Origin of the sequence: Pseudomonas sp. AM14(2022), from assembly GCF_036346455.1 — a bacterium.
Classification (GTDB): domain Bacteria; phylum Pseudomonadota; class Gammaproteobacteria; order Pseudomonadales; family Pseudomonadaceae; genus Aquipseudomonas; species Aquipseudomonas putida_A.
Genome location: NZ_JAOTNY010000003.1, coordinates 48847 through 73994, shown reverse-complemented (window position 1 = coordinate 73994; position 25148 = coordinate 48847). Strand labels below are relative to the sequence as shown.

Sequence of the window (25148 nt, the reverse complement as noted above, 5' to 3'; positions counted from 1 at the left end):
CTAACGCTTGTGGCCAGTGTCGAGCTTGCGTTCCAGATGCATGGAATAGCGCGACATACCAAAACAGAAAATCCAGAACACCAGAGCGGCGAACACGTAGCCTTCGGTGGCCATGCCCAGCCATTTCGGGTCGGCAGCGGCTTGCTTGACGCTGTTGAGCAGGTCGAACAGGCCGATGATGATCACCAGGCTGGTGTCCTTGAACAGCGCAATGAAGGTGTTGACGATGCCCGGAATCACCAGCTTCAGGGCTTGCGGCAGAATCACCAGGCCCATCGCGCGCCAGTAACCGAGGCCCATCGCCGCTGCCGCTTCGTACTGACCTTTGGGGATCGCTTGCAGACCGCCGCGCACCACTTCGGCAACGTAGGCCGACTGGAACAGGATCACCCCGATCAGCGCCCGCAGCAGCTTGTCGAAGTTCATGCCTTCGGGCAGGAACAGCGGCAGCATCACCGAGGACATGAACAGCACGGTGATCAACGGCACGCCGCGCCAGAACTCGATGAAGGTCACGCAGACCACACGAATCGCCGGCATGTTCGAGCGACGGCCCAGCGCCAGAATGATCCCCAGCGGCAAGGCGCCGGCGATACCCACGGTGGCGATCACCAGGGTCAGCATCAGACCGCCCCACTGGCTGGTCGCCACGGCGTCGAGGCCGAACACGCCACCGTGCAGCAGGCACCAGGCGACAATCGGGTAGATCACCAGGAAGCTCAGGCCGTACACAGCTTTGTGTGCCACGCGTTTGATGAACAGCGGTGCCACGCCGATCACCGCCAGCCACACGGTCAGGTCAACGCGCCAGCGCAGTTCCGCCGGGTAATAGCCGTACATGAACTGGCCGAAACGCTGCTGAATGAACACCCAGCAGGCGCCGTCCTTGGTGCAGTCGGCGCGGGTGGTGCCGACCCAGTTGGCATCGAGAATCGCCCAACTGAGGATCGGTGGTACCACCAGATAGATCAGGTAAAACGCAAACAGGGTCAGCAGGGTGTTGAGCCAGCTGGAAAACATGTTCGCGCGTATCCATGCCATCGGGCCGAAGACCTTGGCCGGCGGTGGCATGTCGGGTTTGAAAGTATGGGTTGTCATGCGCGTTTCCTCACCGCTCGATCAGCGCAATGCGCTTGTTGTACCAGTTCATCAGCAGGGAAATGCTGATACTGATCGCCAGGTACACGCTCATGGTGATGGCAATGACTTCGATGGCCTGACCGGTCTGGTTGAGCACGGTGCCGGCGAACAGCGAAACCATTTCCGGATAACCGATACCGGCGGCCAGCGACGAGTTCTTCGCCAGGTTCAGGTATTGGCTGGTCAGCGGCGGAATGATCACCCGCAAGGCTTGCGGAATGATCACCTTGCGCAGGGTCGGGCCGTTGCGCAGGCCGAGCGAACGCGCCGCTTCGGTCTGACCATGGCTGACCGACTTGATCCCCGAACGCACGATTTCGGCGATGAACGCCGCGGTGTACACGGTCAGGGCGAGGGTCAGCGCCAGCAGTTCCGGGATCAGCACCCAGCCGCCGACGAAGTTGAAACCCTTGAGTTGCGGCATTTCCCAGTGCAGGGGGGCACCGAAGATCAGCGCGCACAAGGTCGGGATCACCAGCAGGATCGCCAGGCCGGTCCAGAACTTGTGGAACGGGACGCCGGTATCTTCGAAACGCTTGTTGGCCCAGCGGCACATCAGCACGATGGCGACGATGGCCAGCACCACGCTGATGAAGAACGCCCAGAAGCCGTCAGCCATTTGCGCGGCCGGCATGTTCAGGCCACGGCTGCTGACGAAGAAGGTGTCGCCGAAGTTGTGGCTGTTGCGCGGTCCCGGCATGGTCAGGAATACCGCGAAGTACCAGAACAGGATCTGCAGCAGCGGCGGAATGTTGCGGAACACTTCCACGTACACGGTCGCCAGTTTGCTGATGATCCAGTTCGGCGACAGCCGCGCCACACCGATGATGAAGCCCAGCAGGGTCGCCAGGATCACGCCGATGAAGGTCACCAACAGGGTGTTGAGCAGGCCGATCACGAACACCCGAGCGTAACTGTCCGCTTCGGTGTAGGAGATCAGGTGCTGAGCGATGCCGAACCCGGCACTGCGCTCCAGAAAGTCGAAACCGGAGGTGATGCCCCGGTGCTGAAGGTTGGTCTGGGTGTTATCGAACAGATACCAGCCCATGGCGACCACCGCCACGACGGTGATGATCTGAAACAGCCACGCACGCACTCGCGGATCGCTGAGGCTGAGCCTCTGCTTTGGTGCGCCGATTGAATTTTGCATGAAGTGCCCCGGAAGAAATGGAACAGAACATCACCCGGCGGTTGGCCCGCCGGGTGATAGAACCATTAGCGCACTGGTGGTGCGTACTGAATGCCGCCGTTGGTCCACAGCGCGTTCAGGCCACGGTCGATTTCCAGCGGAGTGCTCTTGCCGAGGTTTTTCTCGAAGATTTCACCGTAGTTACCGACCTGCGAAACGATTTTCACAACCCAGTCCTTCGGCAGTTTCAGGTCTTTGCCGTATTCACCGTCAGCACCCAGCAGACGAGCGACGTCCGGGTTCTTGGTGGATTTGGCTTCTTCCAACACGTTTTTCGAGGTCACGCCGGCTTCTTCAGTGTTCAGCAGCGCGTAGCCAACCCAGCGAACGATCGCCAGCCACTCGTCGTCGCCGTTACGCACGACCGGGCCCAGTGGTTCTTTGGAGATGGTTTCCGGCAGCACCACGTAGTCTTTTGGCGAAGCCAGTTTGCTGCGCTGTGCGTACAGCTGCGACTTGTCGGAGGTCAGCACGTCGCAACGACCGGATTCCAGCGACTTGGCGCTTTCATCGGAGGTGTCGAAAGTGATCGGGGTGTACTTCAGGCCGTTGGCGCGGAAGTAGTCGGACACGTTCAGTTCGGTGGTGGTACCGGCCTGGATGCAGATGGTTGCACCGTCCAGTTCCTTGGCACTTTTCACGCCCAGCTTGTTGTTGGCCAGGAAGCCCACGCCGTCGTAGTAAGTGATGAAGCCCGGGAATTTCAGGCCCATGCCGGCGTCACGCGAGCTGGTCATGGTGGTGTTGCGCGAGAGCAGGTCGATTTCGCCGGACTGCAGCGCGGTGAAGCGCTCCTTGGCGTTCAACTGGCTGAACTTGACCTTGTTGGCGTCGCCGAATACGGCAGCGGCCACAGCGCGGCAGACGTCAGCGTCGATCCCGAGGATCTTGCCCGAAGCGTCCGGCACCGAGAAACCCGGCAGACCGTCGCTCACGCCACATTGCACGAAACCTTTCTTCTGCACGGCATCCAGGGTTGCACCCGCCTGAGCGAACCCGCTGACGCCGAGTACTGCTGCTGCAGTCACGACCGCCAGAGTGGATTTCAACATCTTCATTCAAACCTCCAGTTTTGCTCTTGTTGTGTCGGAGCTTGAGTCCAGTCGCACCCTTTTGAGGCGTTGTTGACCCGTGTTGGCTTTTTTTGGGGTCAACCGACGTAAGACCTTCGCTATGAGTCTAGTAGGAGAAAATCCACATCATGGACAACTCACTTCTCACCAATCGGCCGAACGGGCTGTAGCCCTTTCACGTTCGCTTTGCCCGTAGCGGCCATTGGCGAACATCCATCACCGGATTCTTTGCAATCCCGCCGCAAGACGTACACTGATAGTGTTACCGCAAGACGTAGGACGCTTCGTACAGAATCCTCCATAGCAAAGCCCGTACCACACCGCTTGCTGAAGCGGTTGCGCGACAGGTCAATAGCAAAACTTGTAGCCTTGCGACATCTTCTTAACGGATCGACCGGACGCGCACCTCAATCACGCACTTAATGAGAGCGCCCGCACATTTTTGGAGCAGCCATGACCGAGCCCCTGATTCTTCAACCCGTAAAGCCTGCAGACGCCTGCGTAATCTGGCTGCACGGCCTCGGCGCGGACCGCTATGACTTCTTGCCGGTCGCCGAAGCGCTGCAGGAAAGCCTGCTGAGTACGCGCTTCGTATTGCCGCAAGCGCCTACCCTGCCCGTCACCATCAATGGTGGTTACGAGATGCCGAGCTGGTACGACATAAAGGCCATGAGCCCGGCGCGGTCGATTGATCGTGAGCAGCTGGAAGCGTCGGCGGATCGCATTATTGAATTGATCGAAAAGGAGCGCGCCAGCGGAATAGACGCTTCGCGGATTTTTCTCGCCGGGTTTTCCCAAGGCGGCGCCGTCGTTCTGCACACCGCTTATATAAAGTGGCAAGGCCCGTTGGGTGGCGTACTTGCCCTGTCCACCTACGCCCCGACTTTCACTGACGAGATGGAGCTTTCAGCCAGTCAGCAGCGTATTCCTGCGCTGTGCCTGCACGGCCAGTTCGACGGCGTGGTGCAGAACTCGATGGGGCGCAGCGCCTATGAGCATTTGGTGAAGCATGGTGTCACCGTGACATGGCAGGAATACCCAATGGAGCACGAAGTGTTACCCGAAGAAATTCGTGACATCGGCGTCTGGCTGAGCGAACGCCTGCGTTGATTCGGCCGCTTGGCGGACCGCTTTGATCATCCCACTACGCCGCGCCCGTTTCTTGCATTACACTGGCCGGCGTACATTCCTTAACCAATTGATGAGATGACCGTGCTCAAAGCACTCAAGAAAATGTTCGGTAAAAGCGAGGCTGAGCAGCTCGCGCCAGTCCCCAGTGCGCCGTCGCACGCCCCCGGCCCTCGCAGCGCTGCGCCCAAGGCTGAACGTCCGGCTCCGGTAGCGACACCCCAGCCTGAGCCGCAACCTGCCGTCGCTACCGAACCGGTCCGCGCCGAAGCGCCAAAACCACCCCGGCCGCGCCGCGAACCGAAGCCCAAGGCACCGGTCATTCCCTGGAAACTCGAAGATTTCGTTGTCGAACCCCAGGAAGGCAAAACCCGCTTTCACGATTTCAAGCTCGCTCCGGAACTGATGCACGCCATCCAGGACCTGGGCTTTCCGTACTGCACGCCGATCCAGGCGCAGGTGTTGGGTTTTACCCTCGCCGGCAAAGACGCCATCGGTCGCGCGCAGACCGGCACCGGCAAGACCGCCGCGTTCCTGATCTCGATCATCACCCAGCTGCTGCAGACACCTCCGCCGAAAGAACGCTACATGGGCGAACCCCGTGCGCTGATCATCGCGCCGACCCGTGAGCTGGTGGTGCAGATCGCCAAGGATGCTGCCGACCTGACCAAGTACACCGGCCTCAACGTCATGACGTTCGTTGGCGGCATGGACTTCGACAAGCAACTCAAGCACCTCGAAGCACGCCACTGCGACATCCTTGTCGCCACCCCGGGCCGTCTGCTCGACTTCAATCAGCGCGGCGACGTGCACCTGGACATGGTCGAAGTGATGGTGCTGGACGAAGCCGACCGCATGCTCGACATGGGTTTTATCCCGCAAGTGCGGCAGATCATTCGTCAGACCCCGCCGAAGTCCGAGCGTCAGACCCTGCTGTTCTCCGCGACCTTCACCGAAGACGTGATGAACCTGGCCAAGCAATGGACCACCGATCCGGCAATCGTCGAAATCGAAGTCACCAACGTGGCCAACGAAAACGTCGAGCAGCACATCTATGCCGTGGCCGCGGCTGACAAATACAAACTGCTCTACAACCTGGTCAACGATAACGGCTGGGAACGCGTGATCGTCTTCGCCAACCGCAAGGACGAAGTGCGCCGCATCGAAGAGCGCCTGGTGCGCGACGGCATCAACGCCGCGCAACTGTCCGGCGACGTGCCGCAGCACAAGCGCATCAAGACCCTCGAAGGCTTCCGCGAAGGCAAGATCCGCGTGCTGGTGGCCACCGATGTCGCCGGTCGCGGCATCCACATCGACGGCATCAGCCACGTGATCAACTTCACCCTGCCGGAAGTGCCGGACGATTACGTGCACCGCATCGGCCGTACCGGTCGCGCAGGCGCTGACGGCGTGTCGATCAGCTTCGCCGGTGAGGACGACTCCTACCAGTTGCCGTCGATCGAAGAAAAACTGGGTCGCAAGATCAGCTGTGAAACACCGCCGACGCACCTGTTGCGTGCAGTGGAACGCAAGCGTCCGCAGCCGCAGTAAGCGATCTGTAACGAAAAAGCGCAGCCGGTGACGGACTGCGCTTTTTTTTGCCCGGCGTTTAAGCAGGCGCTTGCGATAGACAACTAAAAGTCCATAATAGACAAATTAGTTTATATCCAGACCGTGGAGCCTGACATGTCCAGTACACCCTACGTGATCGACCACACCCAGGCCCGCGAGCTGCTGGCGCGCATCGATGTGCCGCAGATCCTGCGCAAACTGTTTCGCGACCTCGCCGCCGGCCACGCCGTGCAACCGGCGCAGCAATTGGTGGAGTTTCCGCAGGGCGCCGGCGACTTCATCAATTATCTGGGGGTGCTGGCCGAGGACGGCGTGTACGGGGTCAAGACCTCGCCCTACATCGTCCGTGAACAAGGGCCGCTGGTCACGGCGTGGACACTATTGATGTCGATGAAAACCGGCCAACCGCTGTTGCTTTGCGATGCCGGCGAGCTGACCACCGCACGCACTGCAGCGACCACCGCCGTAGCGATCGATGCCCTCGCGCCGTTGAAAGCCCAACGGCTGGCGATCATCGGCAGCGGCAAGGTTGCCCAGGCTCATTTGCATTACGTGAAAGGTCTGCGCGACTGGCAGAACATCAGCGTGTATTCGCCGAGCCTGTCTGAAGACGCTGAAACCCGGGCGCTGCTGAAAGAGATCTACCCGGGGGTGAAGATTGCCGACAGCCGCGATGTCGCCCTCACAGACGCGGACGTGATCATGCTCTGCACGTCATCCGCCGGCCCGGTCATCGACCCGGCCAGCTTGAGCAAACCGGCGCTGATCACCTCGATCAGCACCAACGCACCACGCGCCCATGAGCTGCCGCCGCAGAGCCTGGGCGACATGCAGGTGTTCTGTGACTATCGGCTGACCACGCCGGGCTCGGCCGGTGAGATGTTGATCGCGAGAGAGCAGCATGGCTGGGACAAGTCTGCGATTGTCGGTGACCTCGCCGACCTGCTCAGCGAGAAAGTGCCGCGCCCCGGTTACGACCGTCACGTATTTTTCCGTTCAATCGGCCTGGGCCTGGAAGACATCGCGCTGGCCAATGCGGTTTATCACTTGACCCACTAATCACCACAAATCCCATTGTGGGAGCGGGCTTGCTCGCGAAGAGGCCGTGTCAGGCAACGTATTTGCCGAATGACATACCGCCTTCGCGAGCAAGCCCGCTCCCACAGGGGATCAGCGAATTTTCCAATATTGCGAGCAACTGGAGACTTTCATGGGCCAGGCAGATTTCATCATCATCGGCGGCGGGATTGCCGGCGCTTCCACCGGTTTCTGGCTGTCGCCCCACGCCAAAGTGATCGTGCTCGAACGTGAATCGCACCCGGCCTATCACTCCACCGGGCGTTCTGCCGCGCTGTACACCGCCGCCTACGGTACGCCGCAGGTGCGCGCGCTGACACTCGCCAGCCGCGAGTTTTTCGACCATCCGCCGAGCGGTTTCTGCGAGCACCCATTGCTGACGCCGCGCGGCGAAATGACCGTGGATTTCAGCGGTGATGCCGCCGAACTGAACAACCAGTACCTCAGCGCCAAGGCCACAGTGCCAGAAATGCAGTTGCTCAGCGCCGACGAAGCCTGCGCCCGTCTGCCGATCCTGCGTCGGGAAAAAGTCCACGGCGCGATCTACGATCCGACCGCCAGTGACATCGACACCGACGCCCTGCATCAGGGCTACCTGCGCGGTATCCGCCGCAACAACGGCCAAGTGCACACCGATTGCGAAGTGCTGGGCCTGACGCGCGACGCCGCTGGCCTCTGGCAGGTGCAAACCAACGGTCAGACCTTCAGCGCGCCGGTCATCATCAACGCCGCCGGCGCCTGGGCTGACCAGATCGGCGCGCTGGCTGGCGCCCAGGCGCTGGGCCTGCAACCCAAGCGCCGCGCAGCGTTCATTTTCGCCGGCCCCGAGGGCGTGGACATTCATCACTGGCCGATGCTGGTCAGCCTCGACGAATCGTTCTACATGAAGCCCGACGCCGGGATGTTCCTCGGCTCGCCGGCCAACGCCGATCCGGTCGAACCGCATGACGTGCAACCGGAAGAGCTGGACATCGCCATGGGCATCTATCAGATCGAAGAGGCTACGACCCTGACCATTCGCCGCCCGACCCGCATCTGGGCCGGACTGCGCAGCTTCGTCGCCGACGGTGATCTGCTCAGCGGTTTCGATCCGCAGGTGCCGGGGCTGTTCTGGGTCGCGGCCCAGGGCGGTTACGGTATTCAGACTTCACCGGCCATGGGCCAGGCCAGCGCGGCATTGGTGCGTGGTCAGCCGTTGCCTGAGTCGTTGCAGCAGTTCGGCCTGAGCAGCGCCATGCTCTCCCCTTCACGACTGCGCTGATGGCCCCTGCGGATGACGCGCCCAACGGATTGCGGCACACTCGCAGCGCCCCCGTGCACGGGGGCGCTGACGCCGCCTGGAGCTCCACAAACATGACCGCCCCCGAATTCGATCCGGCACTGGATAACTTCCGTGCCATCGCCGACGCCATCGCCACGCTGTTCTTTCCCCACGCCGAGGTGGTGCTGCACGACCTGCGCACGCAGAAGGTCGACTACATCGCCAACAACCTGTCCAAGCGCGAGATCGGCGACGATTCATCGCTTGAAGACATGCTCAGCGAGGAGGTCAGCGAGCGCAACATCGGCCCGTACGAAAAGCTCAATTGGGACGGCCAGAAAATCCGCAGCCTGAGCACCGTGCTGCGCGACGGTGAAGAGCGGCCACTGGCGGTGCTGTGCATCAACCTGAATATTTCGCTGTTCGAGAATGCCAAGGCCGCGCTGGATCTGTTCCTGTCGCCGAGCAAACTGATCCCGCAGCCGGATTCACTGTTTCGCGATGACTGGCAGGAACGCATCAACACCTTCCTCCACGCTTGGCTGCGCGAGCGGCAGCTGAGCCTGAATCTGCTGACCCGCGATCACAAGCGCGAACTGGTGCTGGCGCTGCACGCCGAAGGCGCGTTCAAGGGCAAGAGCGCCTCGAACTATGTGGCCAATGTGCTGAACATGGGGCGGGCGACGGTGTACAAGCATTTGAAGGAATTGAAGGGCTGAAGATCTGCATTGGCATTTCCGGCCCCATCGCGAGCAGGCTCACTCCTACAGTTGGAATGCGTTCCCCTGTAGGAGTGAGCCTGCTCGCGATAGCGGACTATCAGTCGCCGTAGATGTCGGACTTGAAGTACTTCTGGGAAATCTTCTGATACTCGCCACTCGCCCGAATCCCGTCGATGGCCGTGTTCAACTCGCTGACCAGCTCGGTATTGCCCTTGCGCACCGCAATCCCCGCGCCCTCGCCCACGTACTTCGGATCCTTCAGCTCCGGCCCGACAAACGCATAGCCCTTGCCGCGTGGCATCGACAGGAAGTCGGTCAGCGGGATGGTGTCGGCGAAAATCGCATCGAGCCGCCCGGCCGCCAGGTCCATGTAGATTTCTTCGTTATTGCCGTAGCGCTTGACGTTGATGCCCTTCGGTTCGAACACCTCGGTAGCATAACGATCGGTGGTGGTGGCGCGCTGCACGCCGACGGTCTTGCCCTTGAGGCTGGCGTATTGGTCATCGACCGTGGCGCCTTCCTTCATCACCAGTCGCGACGACGTGAAGTAGTACTTGTGGGTGAAATCCACCGACTTCTTGCGGTCTTCGTTGATGGTCATCGACGACAAAGCCATGTCGATTTTCTTTACTTTCAACGAAGGAATCAAACCATCGAACTCACCCTCGACCCACACGCATTTGACCTTCATCTGTGCGCACAGGGCGTTGCCGATGTCGTAGTCGAAACCGACGATTTCACCCTTGTCGGTTTTCGAAGCGAACGGTGGATAAGCGGCCTCGATGCCGATGCGCAGGGTTTTCTCGGCGGCAAACGAGCTGGTGCACGCCAACAGGCTCAGGGCCAGACCGGTAATCAGGGGGAGTTTCTTCATGTTCATTCTCTCGCGGGTTGTTGTTGGTTTGGCAAGACGAAGAAGAGCAGCTGGGAGCAGGGAGCTACGAGCGGCAAGATTGAAGCTTTTTGTACTTGGAAATCCATATTGGACTTATAGGTACAAGCCGTCAATTAGGGAAGAAAGTGTGTCTGCGAGGTTTTTGGTGTTACAGATGGCCCCTTCGCGAGCAAGCCCGCTCCCACATTGGAATGCGTTCTCCTGTGGGAGCGAGCCTGCTCGCGAAGACGGACTTGAAGGCGCTATAAAAACTATTTTTTCCAGCGATCCGCAGCGGCATGATCACTGTCACGCCCCTCGACCCAGCGCGGGCCGTCACTGGTGTTTTCTTTCTTCCAGAACGGCGCGCGGGTTTTCAGGTAGTCCATGACAAAGGCGCAGGCGTCGAACGCCGCCTGGCGATGGGCACTGGCCGCACCGACAAACACGATCGGCTCGCCAGGCTCCAGCGCGCCGATGCGGTGCAGCACTTCCAGCTTCAACAGCGGCCAGCGCTGCTCGGCCTCGACGGCGATCTTGCCAAGGGCTTTTTCGGTCATGCCCGGATAATGCTCGAGGAACATACCCGCCACATCCAGACCGTCGTTGAAGTCGCGCACGTAGCCGACAAAACTCACCACCGCGCCGACACCGACATTCGCCGCGTGCATCGCGTTGACTTCAGCGCCGGGATCGAACGCCGTGGACTGCACCCGAATCGCCATGCCTCAGCCTCCGGTCACGGTGGGGAAAAACGCCACTTCGTCGCCATCGCTCACCGGCTCGTCGAGCTGGCACAGGTCTTCGTTGCGTGCGCACATCAGGTTCTGTTCGCTCAGCACTTCGGCGCCCTGGCGTTGCGCGAGCAGCGCACGCACAGCGTCGACCGTGGCGAAATCGCCTTCGACCTCGACCGAGTCCACGCCCAGCGCTTCACGATAACGAGCAAAGAATTTAACCGTCAGCTTCATGGCTGCTCAGCCTGAAAGTGCCCGCTCTTGCCGCCGACCTTCTCCAGCAGACGCACGCTTTCGATGATCATGCCGCGATCCACCGCTTTGCACATGTCATAGATGGTCAGTGCGGCGACGCTGGCAGCGGTCAGTGCTTCCATCTCTACGCCGGTCTGCCCTGACAGCTTGCAGCGGGCGACGATGCGCACGCTGTCGACACCTTCAGCGCTGAGTTCAACCTTGACCCCGGTGAGCATCAGCGGATGGCACAGCGGGATCAGATCACTGGTTTTCTTCGCCGCCTGAATGCCGGCAATGCGCGCCACGGCAAACACGTCGCCCTTGGGATGGCCGCCGCTGACGATCATCTGCAGGGTTTCGGGGAGCATGCGCACCAGCGCTTGGGCCGTCGCCTCACGGAACGTCACGGCTTTTTCGGTGACGTCGACCATGTTGGCGCGACCTTGGGAATCGAGATGAGTCAGCACGGGATTACTCCTGATCAGGAGCAGGGATTGTAAACCTGTGGGTCAAATATCTGCGAGTGAGATTACTGTTGCCCCGCAAATCCCCTGTAGGAGTGAGCCTGCTCGCGATAGCGGTGTATCAGTCGACAATTATGCTGAATGTCACACCGCTATCGCGAGCAGGCTCACTCCTACAATGGCCTTGCGTTTATCCATAAAAAAAAGGGCGGCTGTCAGGCCGCCCGGTTTTGTTGGAAGGGTTACAAATGCGATTCGGCGTATTCAGCCAGAATCGAGCGAGGCACCCCTTGCAGGGTGATGTGCACCCCGTTGGGGAAATCCTTGAAGCGTTCGGTCAGGTAGGTCAGCCCGGAGCTGGTCGCGGACAGGTAAGGGGTATCGATCTGTGCCAGGTTGCCCAGGCACACCACTTTGGAACCGGCACCGGCCCGGGTGATGATGGTTTTCATCTGGTGCGGCGTGAGGTTCTGGCATTCGTCGATCAGGATCAGGCTCTGCTGGAAGCTGCGACCACGAATGTAGTTGAGCGATTTGAACTGCAACGGCACTTTGCTGAGGATGTAATCGACGCTGCCATGGGTGTTTTCGTCATCCATGTGCAAGGCTTCGAGGTTGTCGGTGATGGCGCCCAGCCAAGGCTCCATTTTTTCCGCTTCAGTACCCGGCAGGAAGCCGATTTCCTGGTCCAGGCCCTGCACGCTGCGGGTCGCGATAATGCGGCGATAGCGTTTGCTGACCATGGTCTGCTCGATCGCTGCAGCCAGCGCCAGAATGGTTTTACCGGAACCGGCGGCACCCGACAGGTTGACCAGATGAATGTCCGGATCCAGCAACGCATACAGCGCCAGGCTCTGGTAGATATCGCGCGGTTTGAGACCCCAGGCTTCCTGATGCAGCAGCGGTTCCTGATGCAGGTCGAGGATCAGCAGCTTGTCTTCCTGGATTTCCTTGATCCAGCCGACAAAGCCTTGTTCGTCAATGATGAACTCGTTGATGTGCACCGCCGGCAGGTTGTCGATCAACTGCACCTGATGCCAGGTGCGGCCGTGATCCTGACGGGTTTCGACTTTGCTGACGCGGTCCCAGAAGGAGCCGGTCATGTTGTGGTAGCCGTTGGGCAGCAGGGACACGTCATCGACCAACTGGTCGGTGCTGTAGTCCTCGGCATCGATCCCGCAGGCGCGCGCCTTGAGGCGCATGTTGATGTCTTTGGTGACCAGCACCACGGCCTTCTTCGGATCACGGGTGTGCAGGTCGATCAACTGGTTGATGATTTTGTTGTCGTTCAGATGCTCGGGCAGAATCAGGTTCGATTCGGCCTGTTTGCTCATCAGAATTGACAGCAAGCCCTTTGGCCCGCCCTTGCCGCGCTGGATCGGCACACCCAGTTCAACGTCCTCGGGGGAGGCATCGCCCAGGGTCTTGTCGATCAGCCGGATCGCCTGGCGGCATTCGGCAGCAACGCTGTGATGGCCGCTCTTGAGCTTGTCCAGCTCTTCGAGCACGGTCATCGGGATCGCGACGTGATGTTCTTCGAAATTCAGCAGGGCATTTGGATCGTGAATCAATACGTTGGTATCGAGTACATAAAGGATTGGCTGGTTGGAAGAAGGGCTACGTCCGTGATCATCCATACTCGGTCACCTTTGTGGGAGCCATTCGACGCAATACCTGGGCGGTGCTGCGCCTCGAAGTGACTGCCGAATTCATCCACGAGGGCCTGGATGAACTGCACACAAAAGGAGTCTTGGAAGACGCCACCTGTGTTGCAGGTTTCGGCGGTCTGTCTTCGTAATACTCCAAAACCCATGACATAAAAAAGCACTTTGACGGTTTTTTTAAGTTTATTTTGCAGAGTGACGAAAAGCCCTTGGCGGACCGTCCAGACCCCGCTAAAGTCGGAAGTCCGCCTGCATCGAATTCTCTAGAAAAATCGCCCCAAGCCCAATGTTTCCTGGCTTTTTCCGTTTGTCAGCGAAACCCGTCCTGACAGTCTTCAAAGCCGATGCCGCTTTGCGCAGTTTGCGTGATCAGCCACGGCAACGCGGTCTTCACCGCATCCTGTTTCATGTTGAAATTGATCACCCCGTGACGCCACAGCAGCATCAGGGTCAGCACCCGCTGCGCACTCTGTGCGCCCTTGAGCTTGCCGGCGCCGTCCTGGGCATCGATGTCCCACAGCGCCACTTGCAGGCCCTGATTGCGGAAGAAGCTGCCAGCATCACTGCGGCGCTGCCCCTCCGGCGGACGGAACAGTGGCACATAGTTCTCCGGCAACTTGTTCTTCACCAGATCGGCGCTGCGGCGCACCGAGTCCTGCCAGTCCTGCCAATAGCTGTGGGAACGGAACTCCCAACCCTGCACGCCCACACACTGTTTCGAGAACTCCGATTGCAGGTTGCTCACCGAGCGATCAGCGAGCCGCGCCTGCACATCCTTGCCCAACAGGAAGAACGTGCCGCTGAGATTGGCTTTGCGCAGGTAGTCGGCAATCCAGTCGGTGTTGTCCGGCTGCAGATTGGCGGCGCTGTCGAAGCTCAGCAGAAACAGCCGGTCATGCATCTCGTCGCCGCTGCGTTCATAGTCGCCGAAACGATCGATTTCACTGCTGGTCTGCGGCGACAGCGCGGCCTTGCGCATCAGCTCGTCCAGATACTGCAGATGAAACAACCGGCTCGGCTCGGCCCACTTGGTGTAATAGCTGTAGTCGCTGACCACGAACTTGGCGGCCTGCTCGCGCAGGGTCGGCAGGTCTTCGACGAGGAAGCAGAACGAGGCATCCTGATCGCAGCTCTGCTGGGCGAAGTTGTAGTTGGCCAACAGACGTTCCCAGAGCCGCTGGCGCAGGTGGCTGATCGCGTCGACGTTGACCGTGCGCAGCCCAAGGCGCTGGGCCAGCGCGGCCTCGTCCAGCGCTTCAGTGCCGAGCAGGCCGCGGGCGAACATGAGGATTTCCGCGCGCGAGGCAACGTCGAACAGCGTCGGGCTGCTCAGTTGCTCCGGCCAGGTGCTGCGATCCAGCGTCGCCACATCGCCCGGCGCCGCCATGGCCCCGAAGCTCAACAGCCACGCGGTGAATAAAAGAACAATGCGCAAAGGGGTGTCTCCATAACCAAACCCGCGCGGCACTATAGCTGATCCCGCACGATTCCCCTCAGCCACTCCGATTCCCTGTGGGAGGGGGCTTGCTCCCGAATGCGGTGTGTCATCCAACAGATGGGCAGGCTGATACGGCCTCTTCGGGAGCAAGCCCCCTCCCACAGGGAAATGTGGCGAGCCGTCGATCACCTATGGGCTTGATAGCTGGAGTCAACCCGGCCAACCCCCTAGAATCGCCCCCACGATTAAAGGAGACGACTTCATGCTGATGGTGATTTCCCCCGCCAAGACCCTCGATTACGAAACACCGCCGGCGACCCAGCGCTTTACCCAGCCGCAATACCTCGATCATTCTCAGGAGCTGATCCAGCAGTTGCGCGAACTGAGCCCGGCGCAAATCAGCGAACTGATGCACGTGTCCGACAAGATCGGCGGCCTGAATGCCGCGCGTTTCGGTAGTTGGACGCCCGCCTTCACCCCGGAAAACGCCAAGCAGGCACTGCTCGCGTTCAAGGGTGACGTGTACACCGGCCTCGACGCGCAATCGTTCAGCGAAGCTCAGTTCGACTATGCGCAAAAGCACTTGCGCATGCTCTCCGGTCTCTATGGCCTGCTGCGTCCGCTGGACCTGATGCAGCCGTATCGTCTGGAAATGGGCACCAAACTGGCCAACGCCCGTGGCAAGGACCTGTACGCGTTCTGGGGTACGCGCATCAGCGAATGGCTCAACGAAGCGCTGGCCGATCAGGGCGACGATGTGCTGCTGAACCTGGCCTCCAACGAGTACTTTTCGGCGGTCAAACGCAGCGCCCTGAACGCCCGGATCATCAACACCGATTTCAAGGACCTGAAGAACGGCCAGTACAAGATCATCAGCTTCTACGCGAAGAAGGCCCGCGGCCTGATGAGCCGTTTCGTGATTCAGGAAAAAATCAACGATCCTGCCCTGCTCAAGCAGTTCGATGTGCAGGGTTATCGCTACAGCGCCGAGCAATCGAAACCGGACAATCTGGTGTTTCTGCGCGACCACGCCCCGGAATAAAGCATGCCCATTGCACGACTCTTTCTATAAAGAGTCGTGCAGCTCGCACGACGTCAAAAATCCTTCGCAACATTTCGCCGTTTTATTGGCGCCATAAAATCGTCCTGCCCAATTCTAATTTTAGTTTCACTCGACAGCCGCACTTTTTTTCAGTAGTGGCACGTAAATTTTTTTACGGTAGTGGCACAAAACTATCCAGCCCGATTACGCACCGATTAACAAAGGCCCAAATCGAAAGTGCTATCAAATTGAGACCAGTGCCATCTTTGGCAATATTTCAAAAAATTTCAGATTTCGCGATGAGCGGGTAGGAACTATGTCCAAATGCATAGCTCATACCACCGGTAACGATTCTCGCCGAGTTTGTACGAGATAACTTACGCAGAGCAGAGAACCATGTAACCAAGTTGTCACAGCAACTTGCCTAGATGGTTCACTCATCTGATCAACTAACGATGGATAGGTGATACGCACCATAAACATCCTCTACAAGGCCAAGGCTGCGCCCCTGTAACTGTGCTCGCCTGAGCACCCAACCGCTTGATCTACGGGCCTTTCGTCCGACATCAGGTGGACTGAACACATGCACAAGAGTCTTCCAGCAAGAAGATCCGCTGCATAACAGGGCAAGTCATAACAACTAAGGCCTAGTTGCGCACATCTTGAGTGCACTTATTTAGACACTCGGAACTTAGTATGCCTGCACACGGCATTGTGGCGCCTGTATGCCGCACTTTCGAGTGCACTATGACCGCTGAACACCATTAACTCCGGCCATCTAATGGCTTGATAAAACACAGAGGTAATTGCGATGCGCATCAGCATATTTGGTTTGGGTTACGTTGGCGCGGTATGTGCCGGTTGCCTGTCTGCACGGGGCCATGACGTCGTTGGCGTCGATGTTGCCAAAGACAAGATCGACATGATCAACGCCGGCAAGTCGCCGATTGTTGAACCGGGCCTGGGCGAACTTCTGGCTCAGGGTATCGAGACCGGTCGTCTGCGCGGTACGACCAACTTCGCCGAGGCGATTCGTGACACCGACCTGTCGATGATCTGCGTCGGCACGCCGAGCAAGAAGAACGGCGACCTGGAACTGAACTACATCGAGGCCGTGTGCCGCGAGATCGGTTTCGTGCTGCGTGAAAAATCCACCCGCCACACCATCGTGGTGCGCAGCACCGTGCTGCCGGGCACCGTTGCCAACGTGGTGATCCCGATCCTCGAAGACTGCTCGGGCAAGAAGGCCGGTGTCGACTTCGGTGTCGCGGTCAACCCGGAATTCCTGCGTGAATCCACCGCGATCAAGGACTACGACCTGCCACCGATGACCGTCATCGGCGAATTCGACAAAGCCTCGGGCGACGTTCTGCAATCGCTGTACGAAGAACTCGACGCGCCGATCATCCGCAGGGACATCGCGGTCGCCGAGATGATCAAGTACACCTGCAACGTCTGGCACGCGACCAAAGTGACCTTCGCCAACGAGATCGGCAACATCGCCAAAGCGGTCGGCGTCGATGGCCGTGAAGTGATGGACGTGGTCTGCCAGGACAAGACCCTCAACCTGTCCCAGTACTACATGCGTCCGGGCTTCGCCTTCGGTGGTTCGTGCCTGCCCAAAGACGTGCGCGCCCTGACCTACCGTGCAAGTTCGCTTGACGTCGAAGCACCGTTGCTCAACTCGCTGATGCGCAGTAACGAATCGCAAGTGCAGAACGCCTTCGACATCGTTGAAAGCCACGACAAACGCAAAGTCGCCCTGCTCGGCCTGAGCTTCAAGGCCGGTACCGACGACCTGCGCGAAAGTCCGCTGGTGGAACTGGCCGAAATGCTGATCGGCAAGGGCTACGACCTGAGCATCTACGACAGCAACGTCGAGTACGCCCGTGTTCACGGCGCGAACAAGGACTACATCGAGTCGAAGATCCCGCACGTGTCGTCCCTGCTCAACTCGGACTTCGATTCGGTGATCGACAACTCCGACGTGATCATCCTCGGCAACCGCGACGAGAAGTTCCGCTCGCTGGCCCAGGAAGCACCGCAGGGCAAACAGGTCATCGACCTGGTCGGCTTCATGGCCAAAGCCACCAACCCGGGTACTCGCACTGAAGGTATCTGCTGGTAAAGCAGCGCCAAGCGACAAGCCTCGAGCTGCAAGCAAAGCGTTTCGCTTGCAGCTTGAAGCTTGCAGCTCGAAGCCTCTCTTACCTTGGATGACGTCGATGACCAAGCTCAAACATTTCTTTCTGCAATCCGCCGGCTGGCTTTTGTTTCTGAGCCTGTTGTTGGGCCTGGCCTTGATGCTGCCCACGTCCACGTTCGACTCCGAGTCGAAGGACTTTATTTTCCTGATTGGCGCCGTGGGTATCTGGCGCTACTCGATGGGTGCAACGCACTTTGTGCGCGGCATGATTTTTCTCTACATCGTTTACCCGCACCTGCGCCGCAAAGTGCGCAAGCTGGGTAAGGCGGCGGACCCGTCGCATGTGTTTCTGATGGTCACCAGTTTCCGTATCGACGCGCTGACCACCGCACAGGTCTACAGCTCGGTGATCCGCGAAGCCATCGACTGCGAACTGCCGACCACCGTGGTCTGCTCGATCGTCGAAATGTCCGATGAGCTGCTGGTGAAAGCGCTGTGGGCGCGGATGAATCCGCCAGACCGCGTGAAGCTCGACTTCGTGCGCATTCCCGGCACCGGCAAACGTGATGGCCTGGCCTACGGTTTCCGCGCAATCTCCCGTCACCTGCCAGACGACCGCGCCGTGGTGGCCGTGATCGACGGCGACACCGTGCTCGGCGAAGGCACCGTACGCAAGACCGTGCCGTGGTTCCAGCTGTTCGGCAATGTCGGCGGCCTGACCACCAACGAGTTCTGCGAAGTGCGCGGCGGCTACATCATGAGCGAATGGCACAAGCTGCGTTTCGCCCAGCGCCACATCAACATGTGCTCGATGGCCCTGTCCAAGCGCGTGCTGACCATGACCGGGCGCATGTCGGTGTTCCGTGCCACCGTGGTCACCGACCCGGAATTCATCGCCGACGTCGAAAGCGACTCGCTGCAACACTGGCGCCTGGGCCGTTTCAAGTTTCTCACCGGCGACGACAAGTCGAGCTGGTTCAGCCTGATGCGCCTGGGTTACGACACCTTTTACGTGCCGGACGCCGCGATCAACACCGTTGAGCATCCGCCGGAAAAGAGCTTCATCAAGGCCAGCCGCAAACTGATGTTCCGCTGGTACGGCAACAACCTGCGCCAGAACTCGCGAGCGCTGGGCCTGGGTGTGAAACGCCTCGGCGCCTTCACCTCGGTGGTGCTGTTCGATCAGCGCGTATCGATGTGGACGTCGTTGCTGGGCCTGACCGTGGCGATCATCGCCAGCTTCAAGTACGGCGGCGCGTTCATCCTCGCCTACCTGCTGTGGATCGGTATCACCCGCCTGATTCTGACCCTGCTGCTGTCGTGCTCCGGTCACCGGATCGGCCCGGCCTATCCCGTGATTCTGTATTACAACCAGATCGTCGGTGCGCTGGTGAAGATCTACGTGTTCTTCCGCCTCGACCAGCAATCCTGGACGCGCCAACCCACTTCCCTGACCCGTGATCTCGCCAGCTTTCAACGTTGGTTCAACACCTGGTCGTCTCGGACCATGACCTTCTCCGCCGGCAGCATTTTCGTCGCCGTGCTGCTGATGATGGTCTGACCTGCCCCTATTGAATTAACAAGGAAATCGCCCCCATGAATACCGCCGTCAACGCCAACGTAGTGCATGAATCCGAAGCCCAGCGTCAGCACGCCCGAGTGAAAATCCCGGCCAAACTGCGTTTCTTCGGCCCAGACCGGACGCCGGTCGAAGCGCGGGTCCTCGACCTGTCCGCCGGCGGTCTGGCGTTCAACGCCGGGCAACTGCCGCTGACCATCGGCGAGGTGTACAAGGCACGCCTGCAATTCGTCATCGACAACCTCGGCCTGGCCATGGACGTCGAACTGCAAGTGCGCTCCTACGACCGCCAGAGCGGCCGCGCCGGTTGCCAGTTCCAGAATCTGGAACCGCAGGACATCTCGACCCTGCGTCACCTGATCACTTCGCACCTGGCCGGCGACATCGTCAGCATGGGTGAAGTACTGGCGACCCTGCAGCGCGACAACTTCACCAAGGCGCGCAAGGTCAAGGACGGCGGGAGCGGCATGACCCCGTTCGGGCGTCTGAAAGCCGTGACTTTCAGCGCCGGCATTTTCGCCATCGGTCTGGTCGCTTTCGGTTTCGTCTTCAAGTCGGTGTACGGCATGTACTTCGTCAGCCACGCGCAAGCAGGTCTGGTCAGCGTGCCGGGAATGAACATCACCATGCCGCGTGACGGCACGGTGCAGAGCCTGGTCAAGTCCGACGGCGTCGCCGCCAAAGGCGCGCCGCTGGCGACCTTCAGCACCAGCATGCTCGACGTGCTCAAGGGCCATCTGGACGAAGACCAGTTGCAACCGGCCAAGGTTGAAGAACTGTTCGGCAAGCAAATGACCGGCACCCTGACCTCGCCGTGCGATTGCACCGTGGCCCAGCAACTGGTGGCGGACGGTCAGTACGCGAGCAAGGGCGACGTGATCTTCACTCTGGTACCGCGCAATACACAGGCCACCGTCGATGCACGCTTCTCCTATCGCCAGTTCGGCGACGTGCGTCCGGGGACGCCAGTGAGCTTCCAGATCGCCGGCGAAGACCAGACCCGCACCGGCAAGATCGTCAGCAGCACCAGCCTGAAAAGCGCCGACCTGTCCTCCGACATCCGCGTGCAGATCCAGCCGGACGAACCACTGGACAGCAGCTTCGCCGGCCGCCCGGTGGAAGTGAACAGCGACCGTGGCCCGAACCTGAACTGGCTGATCGACAAAGCCATGGCTGCCGGTCTTTAAGTCGAGGACATGCCTGTGACTACTCCACCCATCCTGAAAACACCGCGAGCCCTGTGGGAGCTGGCCTGCCAGCGATTGGATCAGCGCGGTGTGTCTGATGTACCGCGCCGCCTGAATCGCGAGCAGGCTCACTCCTACATGGGAGCGGTATGTGCAGTTGCATTGGCGGTGAGTCTCGCCGGTTGCGCCGGCCTGCCCGACCAACGTCTGGCCAACGAAGCGCTCAAGCGTGGCGACACTGCCACCGCCGCGCAGAACTACCGCGCATTGGCGGATCTGGGTTACAGCGAGGCGCAAGTCGGCCTCGCCGATATCCAGGTCGACAGCCGCGACCCCGAGCAGATCAAACAGGCCGAAGCGACCTACCGCGCCGCCGCCGATGTTTCGCCACGGGCCCAGGCCCGTCTCGGTCGCCTGCTGGTAGCCAAGCCCGGGTCAACCGAAGCCGAGCACCACGAAGCCGAAAGCCTGCTGAAAAAAGCCGCCGCCAATGGCGAAGGCAACACGTTGATCCCGCTGGCGATGCTGTACCTGCAATTCCCGCACAGCTTCCCGAACATCAACGCGCAGCAGCAGATCGATCAGTGGCGCAAATCCGGCTACCCCGAAGCCGGTCTGGCGCAGGTGCTGCTGTATCGCACCCAGGGCACTTACGACCAGCATCTGGATGACGTGGAAAAGATCTGCAAGGCCGCGCTCAACACCACCGACATCTGTTACGTCGAACTGGCTACGGTCTATCAGAAACGGGCCCAGCCTGAGCAACAGGCCGAGCTGATCAAGCAGATGCAGGCCGGTTACAGCCGTGGCACGGTCAGCGCGCAGCGCGTCGATTCGGTGGCCCGCGTGCTGGCCGATTCGACCCTGGGCAAGACCGACGAGAAGACCGCGCAGTCGCTGCTCGAACCGATCGCCCCGGGCTACCCGGCATCGTGGGTGACCCTCGCGCAGCTGCTCTACGACTTCCCGGAACTGGGCGACGTCGATCAGATGATGAAGTACCTGGACAACGGCCGCGCCGCCGACCAGCCGCGCGCCGAACTGTTGCTGGGCAAGCTTTACTACGAAGGCAAACTGGTGCCGGCCGACGCCAAAGTCGCTGAAGAACACTTCCAGAAAGCCGTCGGCCGCGAAGTCGCCGCCGACTACTACCTCGGCCAGATCTATCGCCGTGGTTACCTGGGCAAGGTCTACCCGCAGAAGGCCCTCGACCACCTGCTGACCGCCGCGCGCAACGGCCAGAACAGCGCCGATTTCGCCATTGCCCAACTGTTTTCCCAAGGCAAGGGCACCAAGCCCGACCCGCTCAACGCCTACGTATTCAGCCAATTGGCCAAGGCGCAGAACACCCCGCAAGCCGATGAACTGGCGACCACCCTGGCCGCGCAATTGCCGCCCGAGCGTCTGGCCGAAGCCCAGCGCCTGCTGCAACAGGAACAGGCCAGCCGTGGCGCCCTGAACCAGAACACGCTGCAACTGCACGCCCTGCAAGAAGAAGACGGCGAGGAATCCCTATGAAGTTGAATCCCTTTGTGAAGGCCGGCATTGGTCTCACGTTCGCGCTGATCTGGTCTTGCCCGACACTGGCCGCGATCACTGAAACCAAGAACTTCGGTCTGGAAGTAAAAATCACCGGCCAGTCCGAAGACGACCGCGACCTCGGCACCGCCAGCGGCGGTGACGTCAATGGCGTCGGCCTGGACTTGCGTCCGTGGGTCTACGGCGAAAGCGGCGCGTGGAGTGCCTACGCCATGGGCCAGGCCGTGACCTCGACCGACATCATCGAGACCGACACCCTGCAGCAGTCCGACGGTGAACAAACCACCGACAACAGCGACCGCAAAACCAAGAAGAATTACCTGGCGATGCGCGAATTCTGGGTCGGCTACAGCGGCCTGACGCCGTACCCCGGCGAGATGCTCAAGTTCGGTCGCCAGCGTCTGCGCAATGACGACGGCCAATGGCGCGACACTAACATCGAAGCGCTGAACTGGACCTTCGACACCACCCTGTTGCGCGCCAACGTCGGTGTCGCCGAACGTTTCAGCGAATACCGCACCGACCTCAAAGAGCTGGCGCCGAAAGACAAGGATCGCCTGCACGCCTACGCCGATGCCGCCTACCAGTGGACACCGGGTAACTGGGTCGGCATTCGCGGTCATCACACCCACGACAACGGCAAGCTCGATTACGCCGAACCGGGCGTGCCCCGCGACACCCTCGACAAAACCCAGAACGGCGACATCAGCTGGCTCGGTCTGACTGCCGACAGCGACGCCTACAACTGGCGCAACACCAACACCGTCAACTACTGGGGCAGCATCACCGGCATGAGCGGCGACCTCGATTCGGTCAACCCGCTGAACGCTGATGGCAGCCGTCCTGCGCAAGCCAAACGCAGCGATGACATCAACGGCTGGGCCACCGACCTTGGCGTGCGCCTGCGCCTCGATCCGCAGTGGCAAGTCGGTGCGGCGTACGCCCGCGCCAGCGCCGATTACCAGCAGAACGGTCTGGAGAGCAACCGCTCCAACTACACCGGTACCCGCTCGCGCGTGCACCGCTTCGGCGAAGCCTTTCGCGGCGAAATGAACAACATGCAGACCGCGACCCTGTTCGGTTCGTGGATGCTCAACGACCAGTACGACGCCAGCCTGATCTACCACAAGTTCTGGCGCGTGGACGGCAACAAGCCGGTGGGCAGCAACGGCATCAACGCCGTGGAAAACAACACCGACGACGTCACCGGCGCAATCCTCTCCAGCACCTCGCTGCCGCTGCAAGATGGCAACAAGGATCTGGGTCAGGAAATGGACCTGGTGGTGACCAAGTACTTCAAGCAAGGCCTGTTGCCGGCGGCGTTGAGCCAGTCGATCGACGAGCCGTCGGCGCTGGTGCGCTTCCGTGGCGGTGTGTTCAAGCCCGGTGATGCCTATGGCAGCCAGGTCGATTCGTACATGCACCGCGCGTTCATCGACGTGATCTGGCGCTTCTGATGCAAACCGCCAAGGGAGTGCCCGACATGCACCATGCAAGGAAAGGCTCGCTCAGCCTGTTGGCCGGCGCCATGCTGCTGGCCTCCGCTGGCGCGTTCGCCACGGTGGAACCGGCTGTGCCTCAACAGGGCAAACCGGTGACCACCGCCAAAGAGCTGCAACAAGCCAAGACCTACACCGTCAGCAGCGCGCCGACCGAGGCGCTGGAGCTGGCCAAGCCGAAACTGCCCGACCTGTCCGGCTTCACCGCCGAGGCTGCCGCCGCGAAGATCAATCGCAGCAAACCGGGCAAGATCAGCGTGCGTCGGATGATGCAGGAAGACGCGCTGAAGGACTTCATCGGCGGCGACAACAAGATGGCCGAATGGGTGGTGCGTCAGCACGGAATCCCACAGGCGATCTTCGTCGACGACGGTTACCTGAACCTCAAGGATCTGGCGCAGAAGCTGCCCAAGCAGTACTTCAGCGAGACCGCGCCGGGCGTGTACCTGGCGAAGCTGCCAATCGTGGTAGGCCGTAAAGGCATCCTCGAAATCGACGGCCAGACCCAGGAGTTGCGTCTGTCGCAAGAGGCCGGTTCGTTCCTGGTCAACGACGGTCAGTTGTTTGTGCGTGACACCAAAGTCACCGGCTGGCGCGAGAAGGACAACGGCCCGGCAACCTTCCGTTCGCCGAAGGAATTCCGTCCGTTCCTGCTGGCCTGGGGTGGCACCGAGACCTACATCGTCAACAGCAAGATGGCCAGTTTCGGCTACGCCAACAGTAAGTCGTACGGGGTGAGTATTTCCCAGTACACGCCGAACATGGCCAAGGTGCTCAAACGCCCTGAACCGACCGGCTGGATCGTCGGCTCCGAGTTCTCCGACATGTGGTACGGCTTCTACTGCTACGAGACCCGCGACTTCGTGGTCAAGGGCAACACCTACAAGGACAACATCGTCTACGGCATCGACCCGCACGACCGTTCCCACGGTCTGATCATTGCCGAGAACACCGTCCACGGTACGAAGAAGAAGCACGGCATCATCATTTCCCGTGAAGTGAACGACAGCTTCATCTTCAACAACAAGAGCTACGACAACCACCTCTCGGGCCTGGTGATCGACCGTAACAGCGTCAACAACATCATCGCCTACAACGAGATCTATAAGAACCACACGGACGGCATCACCCTCTACGAGTCCGCCGACAACCTGCTGTGGGGCAACAAGGTCATCAGCAACAAGCGCCACGGCATCCGCATTCGTAACAGCGTGAACATCCGCCTCTACGAAAACGTCGCCATGGCCAACGGTCTGACCGGCGTCTACGGCCACATCAAGGACCTGACCGACACCGACCGTGACATCAAGCTCGACCCATTCGACGCGCAAGTCTCGCTGATCGTGGTCGGCGGTGAACTGGCGGCCAACGGCAGCGGCCCGATGGCCATCGACTCGCCGTTGAGCGTCGAGCTGTATCGCGTATCGATGCTGGCGCCGACCAAATCCAGCGGCATCAGCTTCAACGGCATCCTCGGCGAGCGCCAGGATGAAATTCTCGACCTGCTGGTACGCCAGCAGAAAGCCGTGCTGATCGACCCTGTCGAACGCCAGACCGAATTGCAGGACTGAGGATAATTT

Annotated in this window: 21 protein-coding genes; 12 read left to right on the top strand and 9 right to left on the bottom strand. The window is 60.2% G+C overall.

The window, feature by feature from the left end:
- The 3 genes from V3W27_RS07100 to V3W27_RS07090 form a co-directional block, all read right to left on the bottom strand.
- On the bottom strand, positions 1 to 1098 hold the full coding sequence (locus V3W27_RS07100) for an amino acid ABC transporter permease (protein WP_027610941.1): 1098 nt from the start codon (positions 1096 to 1098) through the stop codon (positions 1 to 3).
- 10 nt (positions 1099 to 1108) lie between these two features.
- A complete protein-coding gene (locus tag V3W27_RS07095; RefSeq protein WP_097086328.1) occupies positions 1109 to 2290 on the bottom strand; it encodes an amino acid ABC transporter permease in 1182 nt (393 codons plus the stop codon).
- 65 nt (positions 2291 to 2355) lie between these two features.
- Positions 2356 to 3387, bottom strand: a complete 1032-nt coding sequence (locus V3W27_RS07090) for an amino acid ABC transporter substrate-binding protein (protein ID WP_007965188.1) — start codon at positions 3385 to 3387, stop codon at positions 2356 to 2358.
- 468 nt (positions 3388 to 3855) lie between these two features.
- On the opposite strand from V3W27_RS07090, the gene V3W27_RS07085 reads away from it, so the two are divergent.
- The 5 genes from V3W27_RS07085 (at position 3856) to V3W27_RS07065 (ending at position 9159) form a co-directional block, all read left to right on the top strand.
- Positions 3856 to 4512 carry an alpha/beta hydrolase gene (locus V3W27_RS07085; RefSeq protein ID WP_330206292.1) on the top strand — a complete coding sequence of 219 codons (657 nt, stop codon included), beginning with the start codon at positions 3856 to 3858 and terminating at the stop codon, positions 4510 to 4512.
- 96 nt (positions 4513 to 4608) lie between these two features.
- Entirely contained in the window at positions 4609 to 6081 is a 1473-nt protein-coding gene (gene rhlB, locus V3W27_RS07080; protein ID WP_247267855.1) for an ATP-dependent RNA helicase RhlB, read from the top strand.
- Positions 6082 to 6216: 135 nt separating this feature from the next.
- Complete coding sequence (locus V3W27_RS07075) at positions 6217 to 7161, top strand: ornithine cyclodeaminase family protein (protein WP_330206291.1); 945 nt, start codon at positions 6217 to 6219, stop codon at positions 7159 to 7161.
- 151 nt (positions 7162 to 7312) lie between these two features.
- On the top strand, positions 7313 to 8440 hold the full coding sequence (locus tag V3W27_RS07070) for an NAD(P)/FAD-dependent oxidoreductase (RefSeq protein WP_330206290.1): 1128 nt from the start codon (positions 7313 to 7315) through the stop codon (positions 8438 to 8440).
- 92 nt (positions 8441 to 8532) lie between these two features.
- A complete protein-coding gene (locus V3W27_RS07065; protein ID WP_330206289.1) occupies positions 8533 to 9159 on the top strand; it encodes a helix-turn-helix transcriptional regulator in 627 nt (208 codons plus the stop codon).
- 100 nt (positions 9160 to 9259) lie between these two features.
- Here V3W27_RS07065 and V3W27_RS07060 read toward each other — a convergent pair whose 3' ends face one another.
- The 6 genes from V3W27_RS07060 to V3W27_RS07035 form a co-directional block, all read right to left on the bottom strand.
- Complete coding sequence (locus tag V3W27_RS07060) at positions 9260 to 10036, bottom strand: ABC transporter substrate-binding protein (protein ID WP_330206288.1); 777 nt, start codon at positions 10034 to 10036, stop codon at positions 9260 to 9262.
- A gap of 272 nt (positions 10037 to 10308) precedes the next feature.
- Positions 10309 to 10761, bottom strand: coding sequence for a molybdopterin synthase catalytic subunit MoaE (gene moaE / locus V3W27_RS07055; protein ID WP_007965204.1), 453 nt, complete (start codon positions 10759 to 10761; stop codon positions 10309 to 10311).
- 3 nt (positions 10762 to 10764) lie between these two features.
- Complete coding sequence (gene moaD, locus V3W27_RS07050) at positions 10765 to 11007, bottom strand: molybdopterin converting factor subunit 1 (RefSeq protein WP_330206287.1); 243 nt, start codon at positions 11005 to 11007, stop codon at positions 10765 to 10767.
- Positions 11004 to 11477, bottom strand: coding sequence for a cyclic pyranopterin monophosphate synthase MoaC (gene moaC / locus V3W27_RS07045; protein ID WP_330206286.1), 474 nt, complete (start codon positions 11475 to 11477; stop codon positions 11004 to 11006). The genes moaD and moaC overlap by 4 nt, the downstream gene beginning before the upstream one ends.
- 239 nt (positions 11478 to 11716) lie before the next feature.
- The gene (locus tag V3W27_RS07040) at positions 11717 to 13111 is read right to left on the bottom strand and encodes a PhoH family protein (RefSeq protein WP_027610931.1); all 1395 of its coding nucleotides are present in this window, start codon (positions 13109 to 13111) and stop codon (positions 11717 to 11719) included.
- A 337-nt stretch (positions 13112 to 13448) separates the two neighbouring features.
- Complete coding sequence (locus V3W27_RS07035; RefSeq protein WP_442962649.1) at positions 13449 to 14525, bottom strand: polysaccharide deacetylase family protein; 1077 nt, start codon at positions 14523 to 14525, stop codon at positions 13449 to 13451.
- Positions 14526 to 14838: 313 nt separating this feature from the next.
- Between V3W27_RS07035 and yaaA the strand changes: the two genes are divergently transcribed.
- The 7 genes from yaaA (at position 14839) to algG (ending at position 25139) form a co-directional block, all read left to right on the top strand.
- A complete protein-coding gene (gene yaaA, locus V3W27_RS07030) occupies positions 14839 to 15618 on the top strand; it encodes a peroxide stress protein YaaA (protein WP_108181747.1) in 780 nt (259 codons plus the stop codon).
- An 811-nt stretch (positions 15619 to 16429) separates the two neighbouring features.
- Positions 16430 to 17746 carry a nucleotide sugar dehydrogenase gene (locus V3W27_RS07025; protein ID WP_247267859.1) on the top strand — a complete coding sequence of 439 codons (1317 nt, stop codon included), beginning with the start codon at positions 16430 to 16432 and terminating at the stop codon, positions 17744 to 17746.
- Between the two features lie 97 nt (positions 17747 to 17843).
- Positions 17844 to 19325 carry a mannuronan synthase gene (gene alg8, locus V3W27_RS07020; RefSeq protein ID WP_171061828.1) on the top strand — a complete coding sequence of 494 codons (1482 nt, stop codon included), beginning with the start codon at positions 17844 to 17846 and terminating at the stop codon, positions 19323 to 19325.
- Between the two features lie 35 nt (positions 19326 to 19360).
- On the top strand, positions 19361 to 20530 hold the full coding sequence (locus V3W27_RS07015) for an alginate biosynthesis protein Alg44 (protein ID WP_027610927.1): 1170 nt from the start codon (positions 19361 to 19363) through the stop codon (positions 20528 to 20530).
- Between the two features lie 15 nt (positions 20531 to 20545).
- Positions 20546 to 22048 (top strand): alginate biosynthesis TPR repeat lipoprotein AlgK, encoded by a 1503-nt coding sequence (gene algK, locus V3W27_RS07010; RefSeq protein ID WP_330206284.1) that lies wholly within the window; start codon positions 20546 to 20548, stop codon positions 22046 to 22048.
- Positions 22045 to 23526: an alginate export family protein gene (locus tag V3W27_RS07005; protein ID WP_047292669.1), complete on the top strand. Its 1482-nt coding sequence runs from the start codon at positions 22045 to 22047 to the stop codon at positions 23524 to 23526. Before algK ends, V3W27_RS07005 begins: the two co-directional genes overlap by 4 nt.
- 26 nt (positions 23527 to 23552) lie before the next feature.
- Positions 23553 to 25139 (top strand): mannuronan 5-epimerase AlgG, encoded by a 1587-nt coding sequence (gene algG, locus V3W27_RS07000; RefSeq protein WP_115990441.1) that lies wholly within the window; start codon positions 23553 to 23555, stop codon positions 25137 to 25139.
- The last annotated feature ends 9 nt before the right edge of the window (positions 25140 to 25148 follow it).